The sequence below is a fragment of the Herbaspirillum sp. WKF16 genome, assembly GCF_028993615.1.
GTDB lineage: Bacteria > Pseudomonadota > Gammaproteobacteria > Burkholderiales > Burkholderiaceae_D > Herbaspirillum.
The window spans coordinates 1,851,884-1,876,789 of the sequence record NZ_CP118632.1; the positions used below are offsets into that span (position 1 = coordinate 1,851,884).

At 66.3% G+C, this 24,906-nt stretch carries 22 protein-coding genes; 8 read left to right on the forward strand and 14 right to left on the reverse strand.

What is annotated here, in order from left to right; all coding sequences use genetic code 11:
- Nucleotides 1-45 precede the first annotated feature (45 nt).
- The 3 genes from gsiD to Herbaro_RS08305 are packed head-to-tail and all read left to right on the forward strand — an operon-like array spanning nt 46 to nt 2,821.
- Complete coding sequence (gsiD, locus tag Herbaro_RS08295; protein WP_275013990.1) at nt 46-942, forward strand: glutathione ABC transporter permease GsiD; 897 nt, start codon at nt 46-48, stop codon at nt 940-942.
- On the forward strand, nt 942-1,976 hold the full coding sequence (locus Herbaro_RS08300; protein ID WP_275013347.1) for a DmpA family aminopeptidase: 1,035 nt from the start codon (nt 942-944) through the stop codon (nt 1,974-1,976). The genes gsiD and Herbaro_RS08300 overlap by 1 nt, the downstream gene beginning before the upstream one ends.
- Nucleotides 1,973-2,821 (forward strand): M55 family metallopeptidase, encoded by an 849-nt coding sequence (locus Herbaro_RS08305; protein WP_275013348.1) that lies wholly within the window; start codon nt 1,973-1,975, stop codon nt 2,819-2,821. Before Herbaro_RS08300 ends, Herbaro_RS08305 begins: the two co-directional genes overlap by 4 nt.
- A gap of 379 nt (nt 2,822-3,200) precedes the next feature.
- Here the strand turns inward: Herbaro_RS08305 and Herbaro_RS08310 are convergent, their stop codons facing one another.
- From Herbaro_RS08310 to Herbaro_RS08350, 9 genes are all read right to left on the reverse strand, one after another.
- Entirely contained in the window at nt 3,201-4,100 is a 900-nt protein-coding gene (locus tag Herbaro_RS08310) for a ketopantoate reductase family protein (protein WP_275013349.1), read from the reverse strand.
- A 65-nt stretch (nt 4,101-4,165) separates the two neighbouring features.
- Nucleotides 4,166-4,945, reverse strand: coding sequence for a GntR family transcriptional regulator (locus Herbaro_RS08315; RefSeq protein WP_275013991.1), 780 nt, complete (start codon nt 4,943-4,945; stop codon nt 4,166-4,168).
- A gap of 22 nt (nt 4,946-4,967) precedes the next feature.
- A complete protein-coding gene (locus Herbaro_RS08320; RefSeq protein ID WP_275013350.1) occupies nt 4,968-6,587 on the reverse strand; it encodes a gamma-glutamyltransferase family protein in 1,620 nt (539 codons plus the stop codon).
- Between the two features lie 29 nt (nt 6,588-6,616).
- Entirely contained in the window at nt 6,617-7,567 is a 951-nt protein-coding gene (locus Herbaro_RS08325; protein WP_275013351.1) for an ABC transporter ATP-binding protein, read from the reverse strand.
- 10 nt (nt 7,568-7,577) lie between these two features.
- Entirely contained in the window at nt 7,578-8,537 is a 960-nt protein-coding gene (locus Herbaro_RS08330) for an ABC transporter ATP-binding protein (RefSeq protein WP_275013352.1), read from the reverse strand.
- Nucleotides 8,538-8,547: 10 nt separating this feature from the next.
- Nucleotides 8,548-9,441, reverse strand: a complete 894-nt coding sequence (locus tag Herbaro_RS08335) for an ABC transporter permease (RefSeq protein WP_275013353.1) — start codon at nt 9,439-9,441, stop codon at nt 8,548-8,550.
- Between the two features lie 16 nt (nt 9,442-9,457).
- Nucleotides 9,458-10,396, reverse strand: a complete 939-nt coding sequence (locus tag Herbaro_RS08340) for an ABC transporter permease (protein ID WP_275013354.1) — start codon at nt 10,394-10,396, stop codon at nt 9,458-9,460.
- Between the two features lie 61 nt (nt 10,397-10,457).
- Nucleotides 10,458-11,957, reverse strand: coding sequence for an ABC transporter substrate-binding protein (locus tag Herbaro_RS08345; RefSeq protein ID WP_275013355.1), 1,500 nt, complete (start codon nt 11,955-11,957; stop codon nt 10,458-10,460).
- 373 nt (nt 11,958-12,330) lie between these two features.
- Nucleotides 12,331-14,439: a TonB-dependent receptor family protein gene (locus Herbaro_RS08350; RefSeq protein ID WP_275013356.1), complete on the reverse strand. Its 2,109-nt coding sequence runs from the start codon at nt 14,437-14,439 to the stop codon at nt 12,331-12,333.
- Between the two features lie 311 nt (nt 14,440-14,750).
- On the opposite strand from Herbaro_RS08350, the gene Herbaro_RS08355 reads away from it, so the two are divergent.
- On the forward strand, nt 14,751-15,212 hold the full coding sequence (locus tag Herbaro_RS08355; protein ID WP_275013357.1) for a MarR family winged helix-turn-helix transcriptional regulator: 462 nt from the start codon (nt 14,751-14,753) through the stop codon (nt 15,210-15,212).
- Between the two features lie 267 nt (nt 15,213-15,479).
- On the forward strand, nt 15,480-16,499 hold the full coding sequence (locus tag Herbaro_RS08360) for an alpha/beta hydrolase (RefSeq protein ID WP_275013358.1): 1,020 nt from the start codon (nt 15,480-15,482) through the stop codon (nt 16,497-16,499).
- A 128-nt stretch (nt 16,500-16,627) separates the two neighbouring features.
- Here Herbaro_RS08360 and Herbaro_RS08365 read toward each other — a convergent pair whose 3' ends face one another.
- Nucleotides 16,628-17,299, reverse strand: a complete 672-nt coding sequence (locus tag Herbaro_RS08365; protein WP_275013359.1) for an alpha/beta hydrolase — start codon at nt 17,297-17,299, stop codon at nt 16,628-16,630.
- A gap of 170 nt (nt 17,300-17,469) precedes the next feature.
- Between Herbaro_RS08365 and Herbaro_RS08370 the strand changes: the two genes are divergently transcribed.
- Nucleotides 17,470-18,129: a hypothetical protein gene (locus Herbaro_RS08370; RefSeq protein WP_446719332.1), complete on the forward strand. Its 660-nt coding sequence runs from the start codon at nt 17,470-17,472 to the stop codon at nt 18,127-18,129.
- Between the two features lie 172 nt (nt 18,130-18,301).
- Here Herbaro_RS08370 and mog read toward each other — a convergent pair whose 3' ends face one another.
- Nucleotides 18,302-18,913: a molybdopterin adenylyltransferase gene (gene mog, locus Herbaro_RS08375; RefSeq protein ID WP_275013361.1), complete on the reverse strand. Its 612-nt coding sequence runs from the start codon at nt 18,911-18,913 to the stop codon at nt 18,302-18,304.
- Nucleotides 18,903-19,502: a ribosome biogenesis factor YjgA gene (gene yjgA / locus Herbaro_RS08380; protein WP_275013362.1), complete on the reverse strand. Its 600-nt coding sequence runs from the start codon at nt 19,500-19,502 to the stop codon at nt 18,903-18,905. The genes mog and yjgA overlap by 11 nt, the downstream gene beginning before the upstream one ends.
- Nucleotides 19,503-19,576: 74 nt before the next feature.
- Between yjgA and pmbA the strand changes: the two genes are divergently transcribed.
- The gene (gene pmbA / locus Herbaro_RS08385) at nt 19,577-20,941 is read left to right on the forward strand and encodes a metalloprotease PmbA (protein WP_275013363.1); all 1,365 of its coding nucleotides are present in this window, start codon (nt 19,577-19,579) and stop codon (nt 20,939-20,941) included.
- 130 nt (nt 20,942-21,071) lie between these two features.
- Nucleotides 21,072-22,670 carry an MDR family MFS transporter gene (locus Herbaro_RS08390; protein WP_275013364.1) on the forward strand — a complete coding sequence of 533 codons (1,599 nt, stop codon included), beginning with the start codon at nt 21,072-21,074 and terminating at the stop codon, nt 22,668-22,670.
- A 71-nt stretch (nt 22,671-22,741) separates the two neighbouring features.
- On the opposite strand, the gene Herbaro_RS08395 is transcribed toward Herbaro_RS08390, so the two are convergent.
- Both Herbaro_RS08395 and Herbaro_RS08400 read right to left on the reverse strand, forming a co-directional pair.
- Nucleotides 22,742-24,256 (reverse strand): cryptochrome/photolyase family protein, encoded by a 1,515-nt coding sequence (locus Herbaro_RS08395; RefSeq protein WP_275013365.1) that lies wholly within the window; start codon nt 24,254-24,256, stop codon nt 22,742-22,744.
- 25 nt (nt 24,257-24,281) lie between these two features.
- Nucleotides 24,282-24,755, reverse strand: coding sequence for a nuclear transport factor 2 family protein (locus tag Herbaro_RS08400; RefSeq protein WP_275013366.1), 474 nt, complete (start codon nt 24,753-24,755; stop codon nt 24,282-24,284).
- Nucleotides 24,756-24,906: the final 151 nt, after the last annotated feature.

Consider the following 24,906-nt stretch of genomic DNA (forward strand, 5'->3'; position numbering starts at 1 on the left):
CTTTCCAACGCACCCATCTCCCAATCCGACGCCGGCGGCGCGCCGCTGCCGCCGCCCGATCCGTCCGCTGTCGCTGCCGCCGGCGGCCAGCGCATCCGCACCCCGTGGCGCGAGTTCTGGCGGAAGTTCAAGAAGCAGCACCTGGCGATGTATGCCGGCGGCTTCGTCATCTTCCTGGTGCTGCTGGCGATCTTCGCGCCGCTGGTGGTGCCGTTCGACCCGGAGAATTTCTTCGACTACGACGCCCTCAATTCGCCGCCGACCTGGGTGCACTGGTTCGGCGTGGATTCGCTGGGCCGCGACATCTTCAGCCGCATCCTGGCCGGCACCCGCATCTCGCTGGCCTCGGGCTTCCTGTCGGTAGCCATCGGCGCGGTGATCGGCACCGTGTTCGGCTTGCTGGCCGGCTACTATGAAGGCTGGTGGGACCGCATCACCATGCGCGTGTGCGACGTGCTGTTCGCCTTCCCCGGCATTTTGCTGGCCATCGGCATCGTGGCCATCCTCGGCGGCGGCATGTTCAACGTGATCATCTCGGTCTCGGTCTTCAGCATCCCGGCCTTCGCCCGCCTGGTGCGCGGCAATACGCTGCAGTTGAAGAACCTGACCTACATCGAGGCCACGCGCAGCATCGGCGCCTCCGATATGACCATCATGTGGCGCCACATCTTCCCCGGCACGGTGTCGGCCATCGTGGTGTATTTCACGATGCGCATCGGCACCTCGATCATTACCGCCGCCGGCCTGTCCTTCCTCGGCCTGGGCGCGCAGTCGCCTACGCCCGAGTGGGGCCTGATGCTCAACGAGTCGCGCGCCGACATGATGACCTCGCCGCACATCGCGCTGTTCCCCAGCATCGCCATCTTCCTGACCGTGCTGGCCTTCAACCTGCTGGGCGACGGCCTGCGCGACGCGCTCGATCCCAAGATCGACCAGCGCTGATGGACCTGCCGCATATCGGCCGGCTGGCCGCCGGCCCGCGCAACAGCATTGCCGACGTGGCCGGCGTGACGGTGGGGCATTGCACGCTGGACGATGGGCCGGTGCAGACCGGGGTGACGGTGGTGGTGCCGCATGGCGGCAACCTGTTCTCCCACAAGCTGCCGGCCGCCGCGGCCGTGATCAACGGCTTCGGCAAGAGCGCCGGGCTGGTGCAGATCGAGGAACTCGGCACGCTGGAGACGCCCATCGCGCTGACCAACACCTTTTCGGTCGGCACGCTCGTCACCGCGCAGATCCGCCAGGCGTTGCAGGCGACGCCCGGGATCGGCCGCAACCTCCCGACCGTCAACCCGGTGGTGATGGAATGCAATGACGGCTACCTCAACGACCTGCATGCCTTCGCCGTGCGGGAAGAGCATTTCCGGCAAGCGCTGGCCGCCGCCTCGGCCGAGGTCGGGCAGGGCGCGCTCGGGGCCGGGCGCGGCATGTCCAGTTTCGGCCTGAAGGGCGGCATCGGCAGCGCCTCGCGCAAAGCCGCGGTGGGCGCCGCCGGCGATGAATACATGGTCGGCGCGCTGGTGCTGTCGAATTTCGGCAAGCTGCCCGATCTGATCCTGGACGGCCGCCCGCTGGGCCGAGAACTGGCCGCCGGCGAAGGGCCCGATGCGGTGCCCGAGAAGGGCTCCATCATCATGTTGCTGGCCACCGACGCGCCGCTCGACGCGCGCCAGTTGAAGCGCCTGGCCACGCGCGCCGGCGCAGGGCTGGCGCGCACCGGCTCGGCCTACGGCCACGGCAGCGGCGACATCGCGCTGGCTTTTTCCACTGCCCAACAGATCGAGTCCGACAGCGACTGCGTGCATGCGGCGCTCTTGGCCGACCATCTGCTGGATCCCTTGTTCCATGCCGCCGCCGACAGCGTCGAGCAGGCCATCGTCAATGCGCTGTTCGCCGCGCAGACCGTGCGCGGACGCGACGGCCATGTGCGCACCTGCCTGCGCGAGCGGCTGGCTTCTTTCGAGACACCTCCATGAGCAATTCCACGCGCGCCAATATCCTGGTATCGGTCGACATCGAAGGCGTCGCCGGCGTCTTCCACCCGGAGCAGACCCGCGCCGGCAATGGCGAATACGAGCGCGCGCGGCGCTGGATGACGGAGGAGGCCAACGCCGTCATCCGCGGCGCGCTGGCCGCCGGCGCCGGCGCCATCAAGGTCAACGATTCCCACGGCGGTTTTCGCAACCTGCTGCCCGACCTGCTGCATCCGCAGGCCCGCATGGTGCTGGGCAAGCCGCGCGTGCTGGGCATGATGGGCGGGGTGGAGCACGACATCGACGCGGTCATGCTGGTCGGCTACCATTCGCGCGCCCAAGGCCGCGGCATCCTGGCGCACACCACCAACAGCTTCGCTTTTGCGCGCGTCTGGCTGGCAGGGATGGAGCTGGGCGAGGCGGGCCTGTATGGCGCGCTGGCCGGGGAGTATGGCGTGCCGGTGATCTTCGGCAGCGGCGACGACGCCTTCATCGAAGAGAACCAGCCCTTGTTCCCGCACGCGCTGTTCGCCGAGACCAAGAAGGCCTACGGCGCCAACAGCGGCGACTCGCTCACGCCGCAACATTCCTGCGCCTTGCTGGAAGCGCGCGCGCGGGAGGCGGTCTCGGCGTTCATCGCGCAAGCGCAGGCGACGCCCGCGCTGCGCTTCGACCATCCGCTGCGCTGCCGCCTGCAGGCGCAGACGGTGGCGCTGGCCGACCTGTTCAGCCAGCTGCCCATCCTGGAGCGCATCGACAACGTGACGGTGCAGTTCGACGCGCCCTCGGCCGAGTATGCCGTGCGGGTGTTGAACAGCCTGTCGGCGATGTCGTCCATGCTGCGCTGAGCGGCGCGCGACGGACGCCGCCGGGTTCCTGCTTTCGCAGGAGCGACAGCGAGGTGGTGATTTGCACCTTCGTGCGTTCGAGTTATTTCACGACTTGTCATCCCTGCGAAAGCAGGGATCCAGTGACGTTTTCTGCGCATCGACGGCCGCCGCACGACGCTGGGTTCCTGCTTTCGCAGGAACGACAGGGATGGGGTGGTTTGCACCTTCGTGCGTTCGAGTTATTTCACGACTTGTCGTCCCTGCGAAAGCAGGGACCCAGTGACGTTTTCTACGCATCGACGTGCAGTTGCACGACGCTGGGTTCCTGCTTTCGCAGGAACGACAGGACAGAGGCGGCTTGCACCTCCGTGCGTTCGGGTTACTTCACGGCGCTGTCTTATTGTTCTGCCTGCCTGGCCTCCACCAGCCTGACCAGCGTATGCATGGTCAGGTTGACCGGCGTGGGAACGCCCAGCGCCTGGCCGCGCCGGACGATGAAACCGTTCAGGTGGTCGATCTCGCTGGGCTTGCGGCGCGCCAGGTCCTGGGCGGTCGACGAGTATTGGGTGGGCATGGTCTCGGCGATGCGGCGCACCGCCGCATCGACGTCGCCCGCCAGCGTCACGCCCTCGGCCGCGGCGACGGCGCGGCATTCGGCGACCAGGTGGGCGATCACGGCGGGCACGCCCGGGTTTTGCACGATCTTGCCGTAGGGGAGCTGGGTCACCGCCGACAGCGCGTTGTAGGCGCAGTTGAGGATCAGCTTCAACCACAGCGCCCCGCGCACGTTGTCGGAAATCTCGGTGGGCACGCCTGCGGCGATCAATGCATCGGCGGCTTCGCGGCTGCGCGTCGCCGGTTCGATCACCAGTTCGCCGCGGCCGTGATGCCTGACGTGGCCGGGGCCGGCCATCTCGGTGGCCACGTAGACCACGGCGGCGGCCACCTCCTGCGCGATCACGCCGCGCAGGCGCTCGGCATTGTCGGTGCCGTTCTGCAGCGTCAGCACCAGGGTGTCGGCGCGCAGGTGCTCGCGCAACTGGGCGCCGGCGGTTTCGGTATCGGTGGATTTGACGCAGAAGAGGACGAGGTCGGCGCCCCCGGCGATGGCGGCGTTGGTATCGGCCCTGACCGGGATGGTGTCGTCGAAGCTTTGCGCCTGCAGTCGCAAGCCGGTCCGGTTGAAAGCCGCCACATGCTGCGGGCGGCCGATCAGCACCACCTCATGTCCGGCGCGCGCCAGCATGCCGCCGTAATAGCAGCCCACCGCGCCCGCGCCCATCACCGCGACTTTCATTGCCGTCCCTCCTTGTCCGTATGAAAGCGGACAGCCTAACACAGCGATGCCGCGCCGGCAGGCCCTCAGAACTGCCGGCGCACGCGCACCGACACATACGGCGGCGGCTTGGTGGTGGACGTGGCGCGGGCGCTGTGCAGGCGGTGCAGGGTGATCTGGTTGACTTCCGCGTGGCTGCCGTCGATGTGCTCGCCCATGCGCCGCATGGCTTGCTCGGCATCGCCGGCGACGATGCAGTCGAGGATGGCGGCGTGCTCCTCGTAGGTCGGGTTGAGGCAGTCGCCGTAGAGGAAATCGAGCCGGCGCACGATGCGGATGCGGTCGGTCAGGCGGTCGAAGGTCTCGGCCATCTCCTGGTTGCCGGCGGCATGCACCAGGGTCTGGTGGAACACTTCGTCGAGCAGCGCCGCCTTGGGACCGTCCTGCTCGCGCTCGGCGGCGCCGACGCACCAGTCGCGCCGCAAGGCCTCGATCACCGACAGGTCCGGCGCATGCCCGGCCTCGCGCGCGCACAGCCGGCGCACCACGTGGGTCTCGATCAGCTTGCGCATCTCGTAGAGGTCGGCGAAGCGCTTGAAGTCGATAGGCACCACTTCCCAGCCGCCGCGCACGTAGCCCTGCATCAGGCCGTCGCCCTGCAGCCGCTGCAAGGCCTGGCGCACGGGCGTGCGCGAGACCTTGAAGAAGGCCGCGATCTCGGTCTCGGTGATCTGGTCCCCGGGCAGGAGGCGCATGTCGAAGATGTCCTGGCGCAGGCGCGCATAGACGTACTCCGGCAGCGAACCGCTGCGGGTCTCGCCCTCGGCGGGCTCGGGCAGCAGTTCGGCGGGCAGGGGAGCGACGATGCTTTTCACGGTGGCGGCGTCCTTACCAGGCAGCCACGCAGCCGTCGGTGCGCGGCTCGGTGCCGCCGCACAGCACGCCGGCGTCGTTGCGCCAGATGATCTGGCCGCGGCCGAAGCCCAGCTGGTTGCCCGACCACGATACCTCATGGCCCAGGCCGGCCAGACCGCGGAACAGGTGCTCGGAGGTGGTGTGCTCGATGGCGACCTTGTTGCCTTTCTCCCATTCCCAGCGCGGCGCGTCCAGCGAAGCCTGCGGGTTCAGGCCGAAGTCCACCGTGTTCATCACCATCTGCACGTGGCCCTGCGGCTGCATGAAGCCGCCCATCACGCCGAAGGGGCCGACCGCCTGGCCGTCCCTGGTCATGAAGCCGGGGATGATGGTGTGGTAGGGGCGCTTGCCCGGGGCCAGCACGTTCGGGTGGCCGGCTTCCAGCGTGAAGTTGTTGCCGCGGTTGTGCAGCGAGATGCCGGTGCCGGGCACCACCAGGCCGGAACCGAAGCCCATGTAGTTGCTCTGGATGAAGGACACCATGTTGCCCTCGGCGTCGGCGGTGCACAGGTAGACCGTGCCGCCGCGCGAAGGATCGCCCGCCACCGGCAGCGTGGCGCGCTCGCCGATCAGCTTGCGGCGCTCGTCGGCGTAGGACTGCGAGAGCAGCTGCTCGACCGTGACCTTCATGTGCGCCGGATCGGCGATATGGGCCAGGCCGTCGGCGTAGGCCAGCTTGATGGCCTCGATCTGGCGATGGTAGGTGGCCAGCGTGTCGCGCTCGGAGAAGTCGTAGGCCTTGAGCAGGTTCAGCGCCATCAGCGCCACCATGCCGTGGCCATTGGGCGGAATCTCCCAGACGTCGTAGCCGCGATAGTTCACGCCGATGGGATCGACCCATTCCGGCTGGTACTCGGCCAGGTCGGAGACATCCATGTAGCCGCCGGCGGCGCGGATGAAGGCGGCGGTCTGCTCCGCCAGGGCGCCGCGGTAGAAGCTCTCGGCGTTGTCGGCGGCGATCGCCGCCAGCGTGGCTGCATGGCCGGGCGAGCGCCACAGGTCGCCGGCCTCGGGGGCGCGGCCGTCGATGGAGAAGGTGTCGAACCAGGATTGGAAGTGAGCCTCCTTGAACTCGCGCCTGAAGTTCTTGTGCGCCACCTGCCAGGCATGCGCCACCACCGGCGACACCGGGAAACCGTCCTGCGCCAGCGCGACGGCGCCGGCCATCGATTGCGTCAGCGGCAGCTTGCCGAAGCGCTTGGCCATGGCGGCCCAGGCGCTCGGCGTGCCGGGCACGGTCACCGGCAGGGCGCCGTATTTCGGCACTTCCTTGTGGCCGGCGGCGGCCAGCTTCTCGGCCGTGATGGACCTGGGCGCCGGGCCGCTGGCGTTCAACCCATGCAGCTTGCCGCCATGCCACACCAGCGCGAAGGCGTCGCCGCCGATGCCGTTGGCTGTCGGCTCCACCACCGTCAGAGCGGCGGCCGCGGCGATCGCCGCGTCGATGGCGTTGCCGCCTTTCTGCAGCACTTCGAGACCGGCTTGCGCGGCCAGCGGCTGCGAGGTGGCGACCATGCCGCGGCGAGCGTAGACGGCGCTGCGGCGGGACATATAGGGATAGTGGTTGCAGCTGAAATCGGGGAAGTTGGGCATGGGGAGTCTCTGGTTGTGTTGGCGATATTCTATCGGTACAGGTGGCAGGCCACGGTCTGGCCGGCGTCGAGCCTGATAGCAGGCGGCGCTTCGGTCTTGCAGACTTCCATGCAGGACGGGCAGCGCGGATGGAAGTGGCAGCCCGCCGGCGGGGCAGCTGGGTTGGGGATGCTTCCCAGCAGCACGATGCGTTCGCGCCGCTCGTTGGGATGCTCGCGCGGGATCGCCGAGAGCAGCGCGCGCGTGTAGGGGTGGAGCGGGTTGGCGTAGATCTGCTCGCGCGTGCCCAGCTCCACCATGCGGCCCAGGTACATGACGCCGATGGTGTCGCTGACATGGCGGATCACCGCCAGGTCGTGCGAGACGAAGAGGTAGGTCAGTCCCAGCTCCTGCTGCAGCTCCTTGAGCAGGTTCAGGATCTGCGCCTGGATCGAGACGTCCAGCGCGGACACGGCTTCGTCGGCCACTACCAGCTTGGGACGCGTGATGATGGCGCGCGCGATGCCCACGCGCTGGCGCTGGCCGCCGGAGAACTCATGCGGATGGCGCGCCGCGTAGGACGGGTTCAGTCCCACCATGTCCAGCGCCTCGGCCACCTTGCGGCGGCGCGTGGCGCGGTCGTGCAGCTTGTGCACGATCAGCGGCTCTTCCAGCACCTCGCCGATGGTCATGCGCGGATTGAGCGAGGCGTATGGGTCCTGGAACACCATCTGCATGTGGCGCCGCATGGCGCGCAGCTGGCCGTCGGGCAGGATGGTGAGTTCGCGGCCCATGAAGCGCACGCTGCCGGCGCTGGGTTCGATCAGGCGCAGCACGCTGCGCCCGGTGGTCGACTTGCCGCAACCGGACTCGCCGACCAGGCCCAGGGTGCGGCCCTCGGCGATGGAAAAGGAGACGTCGTCGACCGCTTTCACCGCGGCGCCGCCGGGCGCGCCGAAATGTTTTTTCAGGCCGGAAACTTCAAGCAGGGGCATGTTCATGGTTGGCCTTTCAATGCGGATACCAGCAGCGCGCGGTGTGGCCGGGGGCGATCTCGTCGAGCGGCGGCATCTCCTGGCGGCAGACCTCCTGCGCGCGCGGGCAGCGCGCGGCGAAGCGGCAGCCGGGGCCGGCCTGGCCGGGCGGCGGCACGCTGCCGGGGATGGCGGTCAGCGGCGCGCCGGGCGTGGAGTCCAGCGCCGGGCGCGCGCGCATCAGCGCATGGGTGTAGGGATGGGCCGGGCGGTCGAAGAGGTCGGTCACGCTGCTTTCCTCGACCACCTGGCCGGCGTACATCACCACCACGCGCTCGCACATTTCGGCCACCACGCCGAGGTCGTGGGTGATCATCAGGATCGAGGTCTGCTGCTCGCGCTTGAGGTCGCGCATCAGGTCCAGGATCTGCGCCTGGATGGTGACGTCCAGCGCGGTGGTCGGCTCGTCGCAAATCAGCACCTGCGGGCGGCACAGCAGCGCCATGGCGATCATCACGCGCTGGCGCATGCCGCCCGAGAGGCTGTGCGGATACTCGTCGACCAGCTGCGCCGCGCGCGCCAGGCCGACGCGCTCCAGCATCGCGATCACGCTGGCGTCGATCTCGCCGCGCGGCAGGTCGGTGTGGATCTTCAGCATCTCTGCCAGTTGCCGGCCGATGCGGTGCAGCGGGTTCAGCGAGGTCATCGGCTCCTGGAAGATCATGGCGATCTCGCGGCCGCGGATGGCGCGCAGGGCGGCGTCGTCGGACTGCAGCAGGTCGCGTCCGCCGAACCTGATCGCGCCGGAAAGACTGGCCTTGCTGGCCATCGGGAACAGGCGCAGCACCGACAGGGCGGTCACGCTCTTGCCGCAGCCCGATTCGCCCAGCAGGCCCACGGTCTGGTCGCGGCCGACGGTGAAGGAGACGCCGTCCACCGGCGCCACGCGGCGGCCATGGCTCTGGAATTCGACCTTGAGGTTTTGGATCTCTAGCATGGCGGCGTCCTCAGCGGCTCAGTTTTGGATCGAACACTTCGCGGATGCCATCGCCCAGCAGGTTGAAGCCCAGCACCACCAGGAAGATCGCCAGCCCCGGCCACATGGCCAGCATCGGCGCGGTGTTGAGATAACCCTGGGCGATGTGCAGCATCGAGCCCCAGCTCGGGTCTTCCGGACGCGCGCCCAGGCCGAGATAGGACAGCCCGGCCTCGGCGATGATGGCCGTGCCCATGGCGAAGGTAGCCTGGATCACCAACGGCGCCAGCGCGTTGGGCAGCACGTAGCGCCACATGATGCGCAGGTTGCCGGCGCCGATGGAGCGCGCCGCCATCACGTAGTCGAGGTTGCGGATGGTCATGGCCTGGCCGCGCGCCAGGCGCACGAAGGACGAGGTGAAGCCGATCCCCACCGCCACCATGGCGTTGTAGAAGCCGCCGCCCAGCGCGGCCGCCAGCGCCAGCGCCAGGATCAGCGAGGGGAAGGCCTGCAGCGCATCCACCACGCGCATCACCACCGCATCGACGGCGCCGCGATAGTAGCCGCTGACGATGCCGATGGGCACGCCCAGCGAAAAGGCCAGGCCGACCGAGATCAGCGCAGCCTGCAACGAGATGCGCGAGCCGTACAGCATGCGGGTGTAGATGTCGCGCCCGAGGTCGTCGGTGCCCAGCCAGTGGGCCGCGCCGGGGCCGGCGAGGATGTTGGCGTAGTCCTGGTCGAAGATGGGGTCGTAGCGCGCCAGCAGCGGCGCGGCCAGCGCCAGCAGCACCAGCAGCGCGATGATGGCCGCGCCGAGCACGGCCAGGCGGTTGCCGGCGAAGCGGCGCAGCATGCGCCAGCGCGGCGCCGGCGGCAGGGCTGGCTGCGTTGCCGCGCTATGGGAAGGGGAGGTGGTGGTCATGGCGGGAGCTTGTTGGTCAGCGCGCGATGCGCGGGTCGATCACGCTGTAGAGCAGGTCGACGCACAGGTTGACGATCACCACCATCACGGTGGCGGCCAGCACGCCGGCCTGCACGGTGACGTAGTCGCGCTGGAAGATGGCGTCCACGATCATCTTGCCCATGCCGGGAATGCCGAAGATGCTTTCGGTGATGACCAGCCCGCCCAGCATGCCGGACACCATCAGGCCGCTGGCCGTGACCACCGGGATCATGGCGTTGCGCAGCGCGTGGCCCAGCACCACCTGCCAGTCGCGCAGGCCCTTGGAGAAGGCGGTGCGGATGTAGTCCTCGTTGAGCACCTCCAGCAGGCTGCTGCGCACCATGCGCATCAGGATCGCCGCCTCGCGCAGGCCGGTGACCACCATCGGCATGATCATCGCCAGCAGGTTGGCCTGCCAGTCCTCCGACAGCGGCACGAAACCCGAGGCCGGCAGCCAGCCCAGCTTCACCGCGAACAGGATGATGAACATCATGCCCAGCCAGAAATGCGGCACCGACATGCCGAACAGGGCGATGAAGGTGCCCACCGCGTTGGCCATGCCGCGCGGGCGGGCGGCCGAGAGGATGCCCGCCGGCACCGCGATGATCACGGCCACGATGAAGCTGCCCGCGGCCAGCTCGATGGTCACCGGCAGGCGCTGCCACAGGGCTTCGGCCACCGGCGTGTTGTCGATGAAGGAGCGGCCGAGGTCGCCGTGCAGCACGGCCCACATCCAGTGCCCGTACTGCACCAGCAGCGGATCGTCGAGGCCTAGCTTCAGGCGCAGCGCGGCGGCGGCTTCAGGCGTGGCTTCCATGCCGAGGATGGCGGCCACCGGGTCGCCCGGCAGCACCGCCAGCAGCGAGAACACCACGATGCTGACCAGGATCAGCGTGGGGATGGAAAGCAGGAGGCGTTTGAACAGGTTGTGCATGTCTGGCAAAAGGCTGGACGCAAGGGTGGGGGAGCGGCGACGCCGCCCCCTAGCCGCGAGCTTACTTGGAGACCGTGGCGGTGCGGATCACGCCGTCGGGCACGTACTGGAAGCCCGCGACCGACTTCGAGATGCCGAACAGCACGTTGTCGTGCACCAGGTAGATGTAAGGCACTTCCTTGACCAGCAGCGCCATGGCCTGGTCGTAGATGGCCTTGCGCTTGGCCAGGTCGCCTTCCACGCGGGCCTTCTGCAGCAGCTCGTCGACCTCCTTGGCGCCGTAGTGCGAGTAGTTCAGCGAACCGTTGGTGGTGACGAAGTCATAGATGTTCTGGTCCGGGTCGGGGCGTCCGCTCCAGCCCACGAACAGGCCCTCGAAGTTGCCGGTCTTGCCGTTCTCGATCTGCGTCGCCAGCTCGGTCTTCTCCAGCGTCACGTTGATGCCGGCGGGGCGCAGCATGCCCTGGATCATCTGGCCGGCCTGCAGCTCGTCGGCGGTGGTGGGCAGCGTCAGCTTGAAGGAGAAGCCGCCTTCCTTGCCGGCCGCCTTCAGCAATTCCTTGGCGCGCGCCAGGTCGACCTTGGGCGGCGCGTCGCTGGGGCCGTTGGCGAACTGGGCCTTGGAGAAGGCCGAGTGGCCGGGCGCCACCGCGCCGTTGTAGACCACCTTGGCGATGGCGTTGCGGTCGATCAGGATGTCCACCGCTTCACGCACTTCCTTCTTGTCGAAGGGCGGCTTGCCGGTGTTCATGTAGAAGCCGCGGAAGCCCAGCGAGGGCTTGTTGAGCACGGTGTACTTGGCGCCGGCGGCGATGTTGGTGATTTCCTTGTAGGGGAAGCGGTTGGTGATGTCGACCTGGCCGCTGCGCAGGTTGTTGAAGGCCACGTTGACGTCCGGCATGATCTTGTAGACCACGCCGTCCACCTTGGGCAGGCCGGCCTGCCAGTAGTTGGGGTTCTTCTCCAGCGTGATGGTGGCGCCCTTGAGGCGCCCCTTGTAGACGAAGGGGCCGGTGCCGACCGGATTGTTGACGTAGTCGTCGCCGTATTTCTTTACCGCCGCCGGCGAGGACATCATGCCGGCGCGGTCGGTCAGGATCGAGAGGAAGGGCGCGAAGGGCGTGGACAGCTCCAGCTTGATGGTGTGCTCGTCGACCACCGTGATCTTGCTGACGTACTTCAGTTCATTACGGCGCAGGGAGGTCTTCTCCTGGCCGCGCAGCAGGTTGAACTCCACTGCCTTGGCGTCGAAGGGCGTGCCGTCCTGGAACTTGACGCCCTTACGCAGGTAGAGCGTGTAGGTCTTCTGGTCGTCCGACACGGTCCAGCGCTCGGCCAGCATGGGCACGATCTTGCCTTCGCCATCCAGGTCCACCAGCTTGTCGAAGATGCTCTGGTAGACGATGCGTTCGTTGAGCATCGAGGACTGGGTCGGATCCAGCTTGCCGGGGTCGGCATCCAGCGAGATGTTGAGCGTGGCGGCCATGGCGGACCAGCCGAAGCCGGCCAGCAGCGCACAGGAAAGGGTGGACAGCAGCAGGCGGGGAACGCGCTTGTTCATTCTTTTTCCTTTGAGAGTTCAAGACGGACACATCGAAGCCGGCTCGGCGACAGCAGGCCATGCGGCCCGGCATGGGGGCAGGTTAGCCTGTGAACACCATGACGGCAAGACAAAATACGTCAATGTATACATTGGCGGAGACATGCATTTTCCGTGCCAACGGGCGCTCCGCGCATGTTCTTCCAGCCGGCGGGAAAAACCGCGCGCGGCAGCGTGCCGGGGCGCGCAGCCTGTCCGGATATGGTGCGGAAAATGTCGCGCGCGTTGCGTTCCGGCGCATAGTCAGCAGGGCGGCCGCCAGGGGGATGAGGAGGCGCGGCAATAAAAAAGGGCAGCCGCGGGGCTGCCCTTTGCAGGTAAGGCGGAGAGCTCGTCAGAACGCGTAGCGGCCCTGCACGTAAATCGTGCGCGGCGCGCCGACCAGGCGGCCGATGGTCGTGGTGTCGTTGGTGCGGGTGTAGTAGCGTCGGTCGGTCAGGTTGTTGACGCCGGCGAACACGTCGAAGCCCTTGGCGCCCGGAACCTTCCAGTCCACCTGCGCATTCCAGAGGCGGAAGCCGGGGATTTCGCCGGTGCCGCCGTCCGCGCTCTCGGCCACGGTATTGGACGGGTCGGAGAATTGGCGGCCCTGATGCGTGGTCGACAGGTTGAAGCCCCACGGACCGGACTGGAAGCGGGTGCCGAGCGTATCGGTCACGCGCGAGTAGAAAGGCAGGTCCTTTCCGGCGGTGGCGCCGGACTTCTGCAAGGCCCGGGTGTAGGTGTAGTTGGCGTAGACGCTCCAGCCGCCCAGCAGGCTGGCCTTGTCGAACGCATAGTCCAGGGCCAGTTCGATGCCGTCATGCTGCGTCTTGCCGACGTTCTGGAACACCGCGGGATTGGTGTTGCCCACTTGCTGGATCTGGTTGTCGAAGTCGATGCGGAACAGCGTCGCCTCGGCGGAGAGCTGCTGCCCCTTCCAGCGCGCGCCGGCTTCCATCGTCTTGGCCAGTTCGGGCGAGAGCTGGTTGCCCGAGGGCGAGGTCAGCTGGGTATTCTGCACCACGCCGAAGGAGGTGTTGTAGTTGGAGAACAGCGTCAGTTCCGGGGTCAGCAGATAGGCGACATTGATCGATGGCAGCGGCTTGTTATTGACCACTTCATTGACGGTGGCTCCGCTGACGCGGGTGGTCTTGATGTGTTCAACGCGCAGGCCCGGGGTGATGCGCCATTGGCCGATCGAGATCTTGTCGTCGATGTAGACGGCATGCGCATCGGTGCTGCTGTTGATGATGGTCGGAACCGTCGTCGCGCCGGTGGTCATCGACATCGTGTAATTGTTGTCGTTGCCGCGCTCGCGAATGTAACGGTAGCCGACGGTCACGTCGTTGGTGCTGCCGCCCAGTGTGAAGCGCTGGGTGTAGCGCGGCTCGATGCCCAGGGTTTCATAGTAGCGCGGCTGGTAGGTCAGGACCGTCTGGGCGATATTGCTCAGGGCGCTCTGGCGCACGCTTTGATTGAAGTAGGTGCGGATCTCGAATTCCTGGTCATCCGAGATCGTGTTCAGGTAGCCCAGGTCGAAGCCCTTGCGGTCGCCGCTCCAGAAGTCGCGGCGTCGCGTGTTCTGGAAAGGATTGGCGTTGTATTGCGCCACCGACAGGCCGCCCGGCGTATGCGACAGGACGTCGTAATAGTTGATCTTGCCGTAAATCTCCGAGGTGGGGCTGAGTTCGTAACGCAGTTTCAGGGCGAAGTCGTTGAAGCGCTCGTTGCTGTTGTCGCGCCAGCCGGAACCTTCCTGGCCGGAATAGAGCACGGCGACGCCCAGGCCGTTGTCCGCGGTGCCGCCGACGAAGGCGCTGTATTGGTTGTTGGAGCCGCCCTGGCCATAACTGTTGTAGCGCATCGTGGCATCGCCCGAGACGCCAGGACCGGTCGGGATCGAGCGGCTCTTGAAGTTGATGATGCCGCCGACGTTTTGCGGGCCGTAGCGCACCGCGCCGCCGCCGCGCACGACGTCAACCGATTCGATGTTGTTCAGGTTGACGGGGGCGAAGGAAAGCTGCGGCTGGCCATAAGGGGCCGAGGCCAGCGGAATGCCGTCCAGCAGGATGGTGGAGCGCGGGGAGTAGCGGCCGGTGAGGCCGCGCACACCGATGTTCAGGGCGATCGAGCTGCCGGCCGAGCCCGAGTTGTCGGTGGCCTGCACGCCAGGAATACGGCGCAGCAGGTCGCCCACGCTCACGGCACCGGTGCTTTCGATTTCATCCTTCTTCACCACCGTGCGAGCGCCAGGATAGGTCTTGACGCTGTTGGCCAGGCCGGTGCCCAGCCAGTCGCCGCTGACCTGGATGGTTTCCAGGCCATCGGCCGGGGTGGCTGAGGCGGCAGGGGCGGCCTGCTGGGCCGAAGCGATGCCGTGGAAGGAGAGCAGGGCCAGCGAGATGGCGGCGGCGCAGCGGGTGCGGCGCGCGTTGAGTGCGCGTTGTTGGATGGTCTTCATAAGAGTCGGTCTTGAGCGAGGGCGCGCGGATGATCTCCGCGCTGTTATTTGTTAAAAGCGAGCCTTATCTTGTTAAGGTCTTGTTAAGGAAGGCTAGAATGATAACGATTCTTGTTTTCTTTCACAAAGAAAATTCGCTACGGATATCACTTATCGGCTAGCGAGAACGCGCCGCAAGCCTTGCTGGCGCTGCTCTCAATGCACATTGGAATGTGAGCTGATGTTTTTGGACAACGCTTCTGAAACAAAACGGACAATTTATTTACTTAGATAGCTTGCTATTTAATTTTGAGATGGATAAACTGCGCTGCATGAACTCGAAAACAGACAAGCGCAAGTCGGCCCCGCTGCTGGATGCCCAGCTGTGCTTCGCGCTGTATTCGACGTCGCTGTCCATGAGCAAGCTGTACCGCAAGCTGCTGCGCGATCTCGGCATCACCTATTCGCAATACCTGGTGCTGATGGTGTTGTGGGAGCAGGACCAGTTGACCGTGTCCGACATCGGCGAGCGCCTGGTGCTGGATTCGGCGACGCTGACGCCGCTGTTGAAGCGCATGGAAGCGCAAGGCCTGGTCACCCGGCAGCGCGCCGCCAGCGATGAGCGCCAGGTGGTGATCTCGCTGACCCCCGAGGGCGACGCGCTGCGCGAGAAGGCGGTGGAGCTGCCGCGCGAGGTGCTGCGGGCGACCGAGTCGACCGCCGCCGAGCTGGCTGCGATGAAGGAAGAATTGATGACGCTGCGGGCGCGGCTGCACAAGAACACCGGCGAGTGAAGGCGGATGCCTCGGCATCCGTTTTTCAAGTCAAATATATAGTGCGCTATTTAATAGTGTTTATATTGATGCCGCAGCAATCGAATGGCCGGCAAAGGTTGCACGGGGACCTTATCCCCAGAGCCAATAGCGGTAAATAAGTAGTTTGCTATTTAATAGATATTTAGTTTTTTGGAATTCAGGCAGCACCCGTTTCACCCTGGAAAACAAAACCGGCGCAAGCCGTATTCGTCGACAAGCGACACCCTCAACCACAAGGAAGACATCATGAAATCGCTCAAACAACTCGCAGCAGTGGCCGCCATCGGCCTGGTATTCGGCAATGCCTACGCGGCCGGCGACGCCGGTGTGGAACCTACCACCCAAGCCTTCCTGCAGGCGCTTGAGGCCGGCGGCGGCAAGCCTCTCGAACAGCTCTCGCCCAAGGATGCGCGCGCCGTGCTGGTCGGCGCCCAGGCCGGCGTGAAGCTGCAGCTGCCCAAGGCCGACGTGTCGGAGAAGACCATCGTGGCCGACGGCCAGGAAATCAAGCTGACCATCGTGCGCCCCGCCGGCGTACAGAAGACGCTGCCGGCCTTCATGTTCTTCCACGGCGGCGGCTGGGTGCTGGGCGACTTCCCGACCCACGAGCGCCTGGTGCGCGACCTGGTGGCCAACTCCGGCGCCGTGGCGGTGTTCGTGAACTACACGCCGTCGCCTGAAGCCGGTTACGGCGTGGCGATCAACCAGGCGTACGCGGCCACCAAGTGGGTCGCCGAGCACGGTCGTGAGATCAAGGTCGACGGCAAGCGCCTGGCGGTGGCCGGCAACAGCGTGGGCGGCAACATGGCGGCGGTCGTGGCGCTGATGGCCAAGGACAAGGGCGGCCCGGCGCTGCGTTCCGAAGTGCTGCTGTGGCCGGTGACGGACGCCAACTTCGAGACCGGTTCCTACAAGCAGTTCGCGGATGGCTATTTCCTGACCAGGAACATGATGAAGTGGTTCTGGGACAGCTACACCACCGACGCCGCCAAGCGCCAGGAAGTCTATGCTTCGCCGCTGCAAGCCAGCCCGGCGCAGTTGAAGGGTCTGCCGCCGACCCTGATCCAGACCGCCGAGAAGGACGTGCTGCGTGACGAAGGCGAAGAGTACGGCCGCAAGCTGCAGGCCGCCGGCGTGGCCGTGACCAGCGTGCGCTACAACGGCATGATCCATGACTTCGGCCTGTTGAACGTGCTGGCCAAGGTGCCGGAAGTGCAGGCCGCGATGCGCCAGGCCGGCGAAGAGCTGAAGTTCCAGCTCAAGTAAGCCGACGCCTCGCGCTACCTGAGCCGGTCGCCAGCCTCGTGCCGGCGGCCGGCTTTTTTTCGTGCTTCACGCGCATAAAAAAGCCCGCAGCGTGCTGCGGGCTTGCCGGCTGAAAAGCGTGAGCGGGATCAGTCGGCCAGCACCTTGGCCAGCCAGCGGCCGATGTCCTCGACTTCCTCGCCGCAGACCGAGTGCTGCATCGGGTATTCATGCCACTCGATGGCGTAGCCCAGCTGCTCCAGCAATTGGCGCGACTGCTCGGCGCGTTCGATCACCACTACCGGATCGAGCCGGCCGTGCGCCATGAAGATGGGCGTAGCGGCGTTGGCTGCATGGCGCTCGTCGGCGGCCTTGGCCGCCAGCGGCAGGTAGCCCGACAGGCACATCAGGCCGGCCAGTTTTTCCGGATGGCGCAGGCCGGCCTGCAGCGTCATCGCGCAGCCCTGCGAGAACCCGGCCAGCACGATGCGGCCGGCGGGGATGCCGCGCGCCTTTTCATTGGCGATCAGCGCTTCGACGGCCTGCTGCGAGGCGCGCAGGCCGGGCTCGTCCTCGCGGCGCACCAGGTCGGGCGTGAAGATGTCGTACCAGGAGCGCATCACGTAGCCGCCGTTGATGGTTACCGGCATGGTGGGCGCGGTGGGGAAGACGAAGCGGATGGCGGGGCAGCCGCTGAGGTCGAGTTCGCGCACGATGGGCACGAAGTCCGAGCCATCGGCGCCCAGGCCGTGCATCCAGATGACGGCGGCGGTCGGGTTGGGAGCGGTTTCGATCTGGATGGTGTCGAGTAGTGCGGCCATGGTGTGGGTGCGGATCCTGTCGTTCGTTGGAGGGCGATTTGTGCGCATCGTCGCGCGGGGGCACAATACGTTTTTGCCGATGTCGCCGCGCTTGCGCGAGACGGCAATCATACGACGAACGCCGGAGAAAATCTCCCCGGCCAGAAACGAGGATGTGGAGGATGCCGATGATGCTGAAAAAACTGGGCGCCGCGCTGGCGCTCGCCTGCGCGGCCGCTGCCGCGCTGCTGCCGGCGCAGGCCAGGGCCGAGGCCGAAGGCGCGGTGTTCCAGCCGCGCGGCGAGAACCTGATGATCACCCCGCCGTCGGGATGGCGCATGGCCTTCATGGACGGCGATGCCGACGGCGACTACGTGGTCGATTTCCTGCCGGCCAACGAGGCGCACGATTCCTGGCGCGAAGGCTACATGGGCATACAGCGCCGCAGCTATCCCGACAGCGCGCTGGTGAGCAATATCACGGCGCGTAATCTCAGCGTGGCGCAGGTGGCCATCACCGAGGTGATGCAGAATGCGCAGCGCAATTGCCCGGGCCGCTTCGTGCCGATGAAGCAGAAGGACAGCCTGACCAACAACATCCCGACCTCGGTCAGCGGCGGCTTCTGCGACCGCGCGGGCCCCCAGGCGCCATATGGCGAGGGCACGGTGCTGGCGGTCTACCAGGGCAAGGAGCGCCTGTTCGTGGTGCAGTTCAGCTGGCGCCCGTCGACCCAGAATGAGCTCAAGGAATACGGTTACCGCATCACGCCGGCCAGGCTGCAGCAGTACCTGGATCTGCTCAACGGCGCGTCGCTGTGCGGCGGCAAGGATGAGGGCGCTTGTCCGAAATGATGTGTGGCCGTTAGTCCCGGGCGTCTTCGATACGCCGCATGCGCGGCTACTCAGTCCGAACGGGTGAAGAAGATGGCGGGGAGTGGTGAGGTGCGGGGTGTGCTGGCCCCCCCCCCAACCGTTCGTCCTGAGTAGCCGAAGGCGTATCGAAGGCGCTCGGGACGGGGAGTGATTAGCTGGCGGCCGGCCTGATGGCCGACTTGGGACGGAAGGCCTTGCATACGGCCTCGTTGGTCTCGACGTAGGGGCCGCCGATCAGGTCGATGCAGTAGGGCACGGCGGCGAAGATGCCGGGCACCTTTTGCCGGCCGTCCTCGTCCTTCAGGCCTTCCAGCGTTTCCCGGATCGATTTCGGCTGGCCAGGCAGGTTCAGCACCAGCGCCGCATGGTCGGCGGTCTCGCGGATCACCGCCACCTGGCGCGAGAGGATCGCGGTCGGTACGAACTGCAGGCTGATCTGGCGCATCTGCTCGCCGAAGCCCGGCATCTCCTTGGTGGCGATGGCCAGCGTGGCTTCCGGGGTGACGTCGCGCCGCGAGGGGCCGGTGCCGCCGGTGGTCAGCACCAGGTCGCAGCCGACCTGGTCGACCAGCTCGATCAGGGTCTGTTCGATCTGCGCGCGTTCATCGGGGATCAGGCGGGTTTCCATCTTCCAGGGGCTGGCCAGCGCGGCGCCGAACCATTCCTGCAGGGCGGGGATGCCGCGGTCTTCATAGACGCCGCCGGCGGCGCGGTCCGAGATCGACACCAGGCCGATCAGCAGATGCCCGCGCTCAGTCTTCATCTTCTTCAGGCAATTCGTCGCCGGCGTCCTGGTCCTTCTTCAGGTTGGACTGGACGTGCAATTGCTTGAGGATCTGGAAGATCTCGCGATAGGCCTTGGGCGGCTTGTTCTCGGCCTGCTCCTTGCGGGCGTTGCGGATCAGCGTGCGCATGTGCTGCAGGTCGATCTCGGGATGCCGGTCGCGCAGCTCGGTGAGCGCGCCGTCGTCGGCCAGCAGCTTTTCGCGGCGGCGCTCCAGCGCGTGCATGACGGCGGTTTCAGCCTTGGACGCGCCGCGCCAGCTGTCGATGGTCTTCTGGATGATGGCCAGTTCATCGGCTTCCAGCGTGCGCATCTTCTTGCCCACGTATTGCATCTGGCGGCGACGGCCTTCGTGATCCTTGATCAGCTGGCATTCGAGGATGGCGTCGCGCACGTCCTCGGGCATGGGCACGCGCTTGACGCGGTCGCGCGGTTCGGCGACGAGCGCCTCGCCGAGCTTTTGCAGGGCATCCATCTCGCGCTTGAGCTGGGACTTGGAAGGGCGGTCGTATTCCTGTTCGAATTCGCTGGATTGGAACCCGACGGCGCCGCGGTTTGCATTGGGCATGGTCAACTTCAAGAAATATTGCTTAACGGCTGCTATGATAACCGCTTTACCCGCATTCCAGAGAAATCAGGCTCATGAGCGATACCCCATTCACCTACGGTCAAGATCAGTTGAAGCAGCTTGCGCAGGACGTCCTGCGCTACGCGAAGGAGAAGGGCGCCTCGGACGCGGCGGTGGACATCAGCGAAGGCAGCGGCCTCTCGGTCGGCGTGCGCAAGGGCCGCGTCGAGACCATCGAGCAGAACAAGGACAAGGGCATCGGCGTCACCGTGTTCCTCGGAGAGGGCCGCCAGGTGCGGCGCGGCAATGCCAGCACTTCCGATTTTTCGCAGCAGGCCCTGAAGGAAACGGTGGAGGCCGCCTACAACATCGCGCGCTTCACTTCCATCGACGACTGCGCCGGCCTGCCCGACGCCGACATGCTGGAGATGGCGCCGCGCGACCTCAAGCTGTTTTCGGCATGGAACATTTCCGCCGAGGAAGCTGTGGCCATTGCCCAACGCTGCGAGTCCGCCGCGCTGGACACCGACCCCCGCATCGCCAACAGCGAAGGCGCCGGCGTCTACGTGCAGCATTCGCATTTCATCGCCGCCAATTCGCGCGGCTTCGTGGGCGGCTATCCGTTCTCGCGTCACACCATTTCGGTGGCGCCGATCGCCGGCAAGGGCGCCGGCATGCAGCGCGACGACTGGTATTCCTCCAAGCGCGATCCCAGGAAGCTGGCCCAGCCGGAAGCCATCGGCCGCTACGCCGCCGAGCGCGCCCTGGCGCGCCTGAACGCGCGCAAGCTGTCCACCCGCAAGTGCCCGGTGCTGTTCGAGGCGCCGCTGGCGGCGGGTTTGCTGGGCGCCTTCGTGCAGGCGGTGTCGGGCGGCGCGCTGTACCGCAAGTCGACCTTCCTGCTCGATTCGCTGGGCCAGCAGGTCTTCCCCGAACACATCCAGATCCTGGAAGACCCGCACGTGGTCGGCGGCGTCGGCTCGGCGCCCTTCGATGAAGAGGGCGTGCGCACCGTCAAGCGCCAAGTGGTGAAGGACGGCGTGGTGCAGGGTTATTTCCTGTCGACCTATTCGGCGCGCAAGCTGGGCATGCAGACCACCGGCAACTCGGGCGGCTCGCACAACCTGACGCTGACCTCGACGCGCACCGCCAAGGGCGACAGCTTCAAGGGCATGCTGAAGAAGATGGGCACCGGCCTCCTGGTGACCGAACTGATGGGCCAGGGCGTGAACTACGTGACCGGCGACTATTCGCGCGGCGCCTCTGGCTATTGGGTCGAGAACGGCGTGATCCAGTATCCGGTGGAAGAGATCACCATCGCCGGCAACATGAAGGACATGCTGCGCCAGATCGTTGCCATCGGCAACGACACCCTGGTGCGCGGCACCAAGGAAACCGGCTCCATCCTGCTGGAAAGCATGACCGTCGCCGGCGACTGACGCGCAGCGGGCGGAACCGGATCGACCGGTTCCGCTCCCTTGAAAGTGACCGCCGGCAACAAGTGCGCTGCGTTGGTAAAATGACGCTTCGGCGCACCGGCGTCTCCTTCAGGATTGTCAGTCAAGCAACATGGCCCTCCATACCGAGGCCGCCCATTCCAGCGGCCAAGTTCTGCCTTTTCGCGAATCCCTGCTGGCCACCCTCGGCATCTGCTTCGTCATCATGCTGGTGGCGCTGGACCAGACCATTGTCGGCACCGCGCTGCCCACCATCGTGGCCGAGCTCAAGGGCTTCGAACTCTACGCCTGGGTCGCCACTTCCTACCTGCTGACCTCGGTCATCACGGTGCCCATCTTCGGCCGCCTGGGCGATTACTTCGGACGCAAGCCGTTCGTGATCGCCTCCATCATCGTCTTCGTCGGCGCCTCGGCGCTGTGCGGCATGGCCGACAGCATGCTGTTCCTGGTCATCGCGCGCGGGCTGCAGGGCATCGGCGGCGGCATGCTGGTGGGCACCTGCTTCGCCTCCATCGCCGACCTGTTCCCGGATCCGCGCGTGCGCCTGCGCTGGCAGATCATCCTGTCGGCCTCGTTCGGCATCGCCACCGCGGTCGGCCCTTCGCTGGGCGGCTTCCTGACCCAGGGCCTGGGCTGGCGCTGGGTGTTCTACTGCAACCTGCCCATCGGGGTGATTTCGCTGTTTTTCACCTGGCGTTTCGTGCCGCACATCCGCCACATCCAGCACAAGGGAAAGATGAAGCTGGACTGGCCTGGCGCGCTGCTGATCTCCTTGTCGCTGGGCAGCCTGCAATTGCTGGTGGAGATGCTGCCCAAGCGCGGCCTGACGGCCGGCATGGCGGGCCTGCTGGCGTTGAGCGCGGCGGCGTTTTATGCGCTGTGGAAGTGGGAGCAGAAGGCTGAGCAGCCGATCCTGCCGTTCGAGATGATGCGCGACCGCGCCTTGTCCAGCCTGTTCCTGCTGTCGATCCTGGCGGGCTTCGCCATGTTCTCGCTGCTGATGTATGCGCCGCTGCTGTTCCAGGGCGGCTTCGGCATGTCGCCGCGCGAGGCCGGCCTGCTGATCACGCCGCTGGTGGCCTGCATCACCGTGGCCAGCATCGTCAATGGTCGCGTCATCACGCGCATTCCCAATCCCAACATGATGATGACGGTGGGCTTCGTGCTGATCGCGGCGTCCTGCCTGGGTGTGGTGCTGTGCGATCGCGGCACCGGCGGCGGCTTCATGCTGGCCGCCATGCTGGCCGGCGGCTTCGGCCTCGGGCTGGTGCTGCCCAACCTGACCGTGTTCGCGCAGCAGGCCGCCAGCCGCGAGCATCTGGGCATCGCCACCGCCTTGCTGCAGTCGCTGCGCATGATCGGCGGCATGCTGGGCACGGCCATCACCGGCACGCTGGTGAGCCAGATGTACGGCGCCGGCGTGCAGAAGGCGCTGGAGGGCGACCACGCGGCGCAATGGCTCAAGGATTTCAGCGATCCGGAAGTGCTGGTCAACCACGACATCCAGTCGGTGCTGCTGGCCCAGCTGATGCAGGCCGGCCACAACGGTTCGCTGCTGCTCGACGCCGCGCGCGACGCGCTGGTGGGCGCCATCCACATGGGCATCGCGATCGCCATCGTGGCCTCGCTGGTCGGGCTGTGGATGGTGCGCCGGGTGCCGCCGATCAAGTTCCAGGACAACGCCAAGGTAGAGCCGGTGATGTCCGAATAAAGGCGCGGCGCCTGAAATGAAAAAGCCGGACCGCGTTGCAGCGGTCCGGCTTTTTTTTGCGCCGCGCGTTTTCAGTCGTCGTCCGGCCCGGCGTTCCTGTCCGCCTTTTTCACCACCGCGTAACGCTCCAGCGTGCGCGCCCGCGCCTGCGCGTGGTCGATGATGGGGCGCGGATAGTTGCCGTCCAGCGTCACGTCGGCCTGGCGCAGCTCGTCGGGCGTGGCGGTCCACGGCGCGTGGATGCGCTTGTCGGAAAGCTTCGCCAGCTGCGGCAGGTAGCGCCGGATGAACTTGCCGTCGGGATCGAATTTCTCCGACTGCGTGACCGGGTTGAAGATGCGGAAGTAGGGCTGGGCGTCGCAGCCCGACGACGAGGCCCATTGCCAGCCGCCGTTGTTGGCCGACAGGTCGAAGTCGTTCAGGTGGATGGCGAAGTAGCGTTCGCCGCGGCGCCAGTCGATGCCCAGGTCCTTGGTCAGGAAGCTGGCCACCACCATGCGCAGGCGGTTGTGCATGTAGCCGGTCTGGTTGATCTGCAGCATGGCCGCGTCCACCAGCGGATAACCGGTGCGGCCCTCGCACCAGGCGGCGAAATCGTCCTGCGCCTGCGCGTCGTCTTCCCAGGCGATGGCGTCGTATTCCGGCTTGAAGGCCTGGCCGGCCACGCGCGGATGGTGATGCAGGATCATGAAGTAGAAATCGCGCCAGGTCAGCTCCGACAGCCAGGTCGCCGCGCCCGCGCCGCCGTGGCCGGAGTGCATGGCCTGCAGGGCCGCGCGCGCCAGCGTGCGGATCGAAACGGTGCCGAAGCGCAGGTGCACCGACAGGTAGGAGGGCCCCTTCACGGCCGGATAGTCGCGCGCCGTGCCGTAGGCGCCGATGCGGGTGAGGAAGTCATCGAACAGTGCATCGGCGCCGGACATGCCGGTGGGGATCTTCAGCTCGCGCAGGTTGCTGGGCTCGAAGCCCAGTTGCGCAAGCGAGGGCATCTCGCGCGACATGTCGTCCGGCGGCGGCGCCAGCGCCTCGCGGTATTTCTCGACCGGATAGGCCTTGAGGAAGAAATCGCCGTCGGCCTTGGCCAGCCGCGCCATCCAGGCGTTCTTGTAGGGCGTGAAGACCGAGAAGGGCTTGCCTGCCAGCGACAGCACTTCGTCCTTCTCGAAGATTACCTGGTCCTTGCTGCTGAAGAACAGGATATCGTCGCGCTGCAAGGCGTCGGCCACGCCCTGGTCGCGCGCCACGGCGTCGGGTTCGTAATCGGTGTTGGCGAACACGGCCTGCGCGCCCAGGCGCGCGGCCAGCTGCGGGATGGCGCGCGCGGCGCTGTCGTGCAGCACGATCAGGCCGCCGCCGCCGGCGCGCAGCGAGCGGTCGAGCTCGGCCAGGCTCTCCAGGATGAAGTCGACGCGGCGATCCCGGCGCACGCCGTCGCGCCTGAGGGCGTCGAGGATGTCGGTATCGAGGACAAAGGCGCAATAGACCTGCTTGCTGCGCGAGAGGGCGTAATACAGGGCGGCGTGATCGGTGTCGCGCAGGTCGCGGCGGAACCAGACCAGGGATTTCTCGAAATGGGCAGGCGGCATCGGTAGGGGTTATGTTGCTGGATTCTTATTGGCGGGCGAAGCGTTTCAGGCCGCGCATGAAGAGGCCGACCAGCGGCAGCTTTTCGTACAGCTCTTCGGCGGCGTCCCAATAGTCGCGATGATAGATGACGCGGCCGTCCTCGGCCAGATGGAAATGCGTGGCGCCGCGTATGCATTGCTCGGATGAGGCGAAGGGCGGCATGCGGAAGAAGAAATCCCAGGTCAGGAACACCTGTTCGCGCTGCTGCACGGCGGCCGTGATCTTGAAGCGAGGATTTTTCACTTGGTTGAACATGTGCGCGAACAGGTGCTGGATGGCGTCGAGCCCTTGCACCTCGTTGAAGGGATCCTTGAAGCGCGCGTCGGTGGCGTAGATGGCGGCGACCTGGGCAGCGTTGTCGCGCGTGAGCGTTTCAAAGAAGCGAACCAGCGCGCTGACGTGCTCGGCGTGGATCGGTAGGGGCGATGCCTGATCGGAAGCCTGGTTGGGAATGCTCATCGCGTTCTCCTGTTGGGAGAGGTTTCGACCGGCGGTGGCCGCCGGCGTTCATGTCGAGCCGATATTGTCCGTCAGGCAATGATGTTGTCGTCAGGAATCTTCCGTGCATTTTCCTTGAGAAGGCTCAAGTGGCGATACGCAGCGTCCGTTA

Coding starts and splice junctions, on each gene's coding strand:
- Herbaro_RS08300 (WP_275013347.1), top strand. CDS start 942: ATGGACCTGCCGCATATCGGCCGGCTGGCCGCCGGCCCGCGCAACAGC.
- Herbaro_RS08305 (WP_275013348.1), top strand. CDS start 1,973: ATGAGCAATTCCACGCGCGCCAATATCCTGGTATCGGTCGACATCGAA.
- Herbaro_RS08310 (WP_275013349.1), bottom strand. CDS start 4,100: ATGAAAGTCGCGGTGATGGGCGCGGGCGCGGTGGGCTGCTATTACGGC.
- Herbaro_RS08320 (WP_275013350.1), bottom strand. CDS start 6,587: ATGCCCAACTTCCCCGATTTCAGCTGCAACCACTATCCCTATATGTCC.
- Herbaro_RS08325 (WP_275013351.1), bottom strand. CDS start 7,567: ATGAACATGCCCCTGCTTGAAGTTTCCGGCCTGAAAAAACATTTCGGC.
- Herbaro_RS08330 (WP_275013352.1), bottom strand. CDS start 8,537: ATGCTAGAGATCCAAAACCTCAAGGTCGAATTCCAGAGCCATGGCCGC.
- Herbaro_RS08335 (WP_275013353.1), bottom strand. CDS start 9,441: ATGACCACCACCTCCCCTTCCCATAGCGCGGCAACGCAGCCAGCCCTG.
- Herbaro_RS08340 (WP_275013354.1), bottom strand. CDS start 10,396: ATGCACAACCTGTTCAAACGCCTCCTGCTTTCCATCCCCACGCTGATC.
- Herbaro_RS08345 (WP_275013355.1), bottom strand. CDS start 11,957: ATGAACAAGCGCGTTCCCCGCCTGCTGCTGTCCACCCTTTCCTGTGCG.
- Herbaro_RS08350 (WP_275013356.1), bottom strand. CDS start 14,439: ATGAAGACCATCCAACAACGCGCACTCAACGCGCGCCGCACCCGCTGC.
- Herbaro_RS08355 (WP_275013357.1), top strand. CDS start 14,751: ATGAACTCGAAAACAGACAAGCGCAAGTCGGCCCCGCTGCTGGATGCC.
- Herbaro_RS08360 (WP_275013358.1), top strand. CDS start 15,480: ATGAAATCGCTCAAACAACTCGCAGCAGTGGCCGCCATCGGCCTGGTA.
- Herbaro_RS08365 (WP_275013359.1), bottom strand. CDS start 17,299: ATGGCCGCACTACTCGACACCATCCAGATCGAAACCGCTCCCAACCCG.
- Herbaro_RS08370 (WP_446719332.1), top strand. CDS start 17,470: ATGCTGAAAAAACTGGGCGCCGCGCTGGCGCTCGCCTGCGCGGCCGCT.
- mog (WP_275013361.1), bottom strand. CDS start 18,913: ATGAAGACTGAGCGCGGGCATCTGCTGATCGGCCTGGTGTCGATCTCG.
- yjgA (WP_275013362.1), bottom strand. CDS start 19,502: ATGCCCAATGCAAACCGCGGCGCCGTCGGGTTCCAATCCAGCGAATTC.
- pmbA (WP_275013363.1), top strand. CDS start 19,577: ATGAGCGATACCCCATTCACCTACGGTCAAGATCAGTTGAAGCAGCTT.
- Herbaro_RS08390 (WP_275013364.1), top strand. CDS start 21,072: ATGGCCCTCCATACCGAGGCCGCCCATTCCAGCGGCCAAGTTCTGCCT.
- Herbaro_RS08395 (WP_275013365.1), bottom strand. CDS start 24,256: ATGCCGCCTGCCCATTTCGAGAAATCCCTGGTCTGGTTCCGCCGCGAC.
- Herbaro_RS08400 (WP_275013366.1), bottom strand. CDS start 24,755: ATGAGCATTCCCAACCAGGCTTCCGATCAGGCATCGCCCCTACCGATC.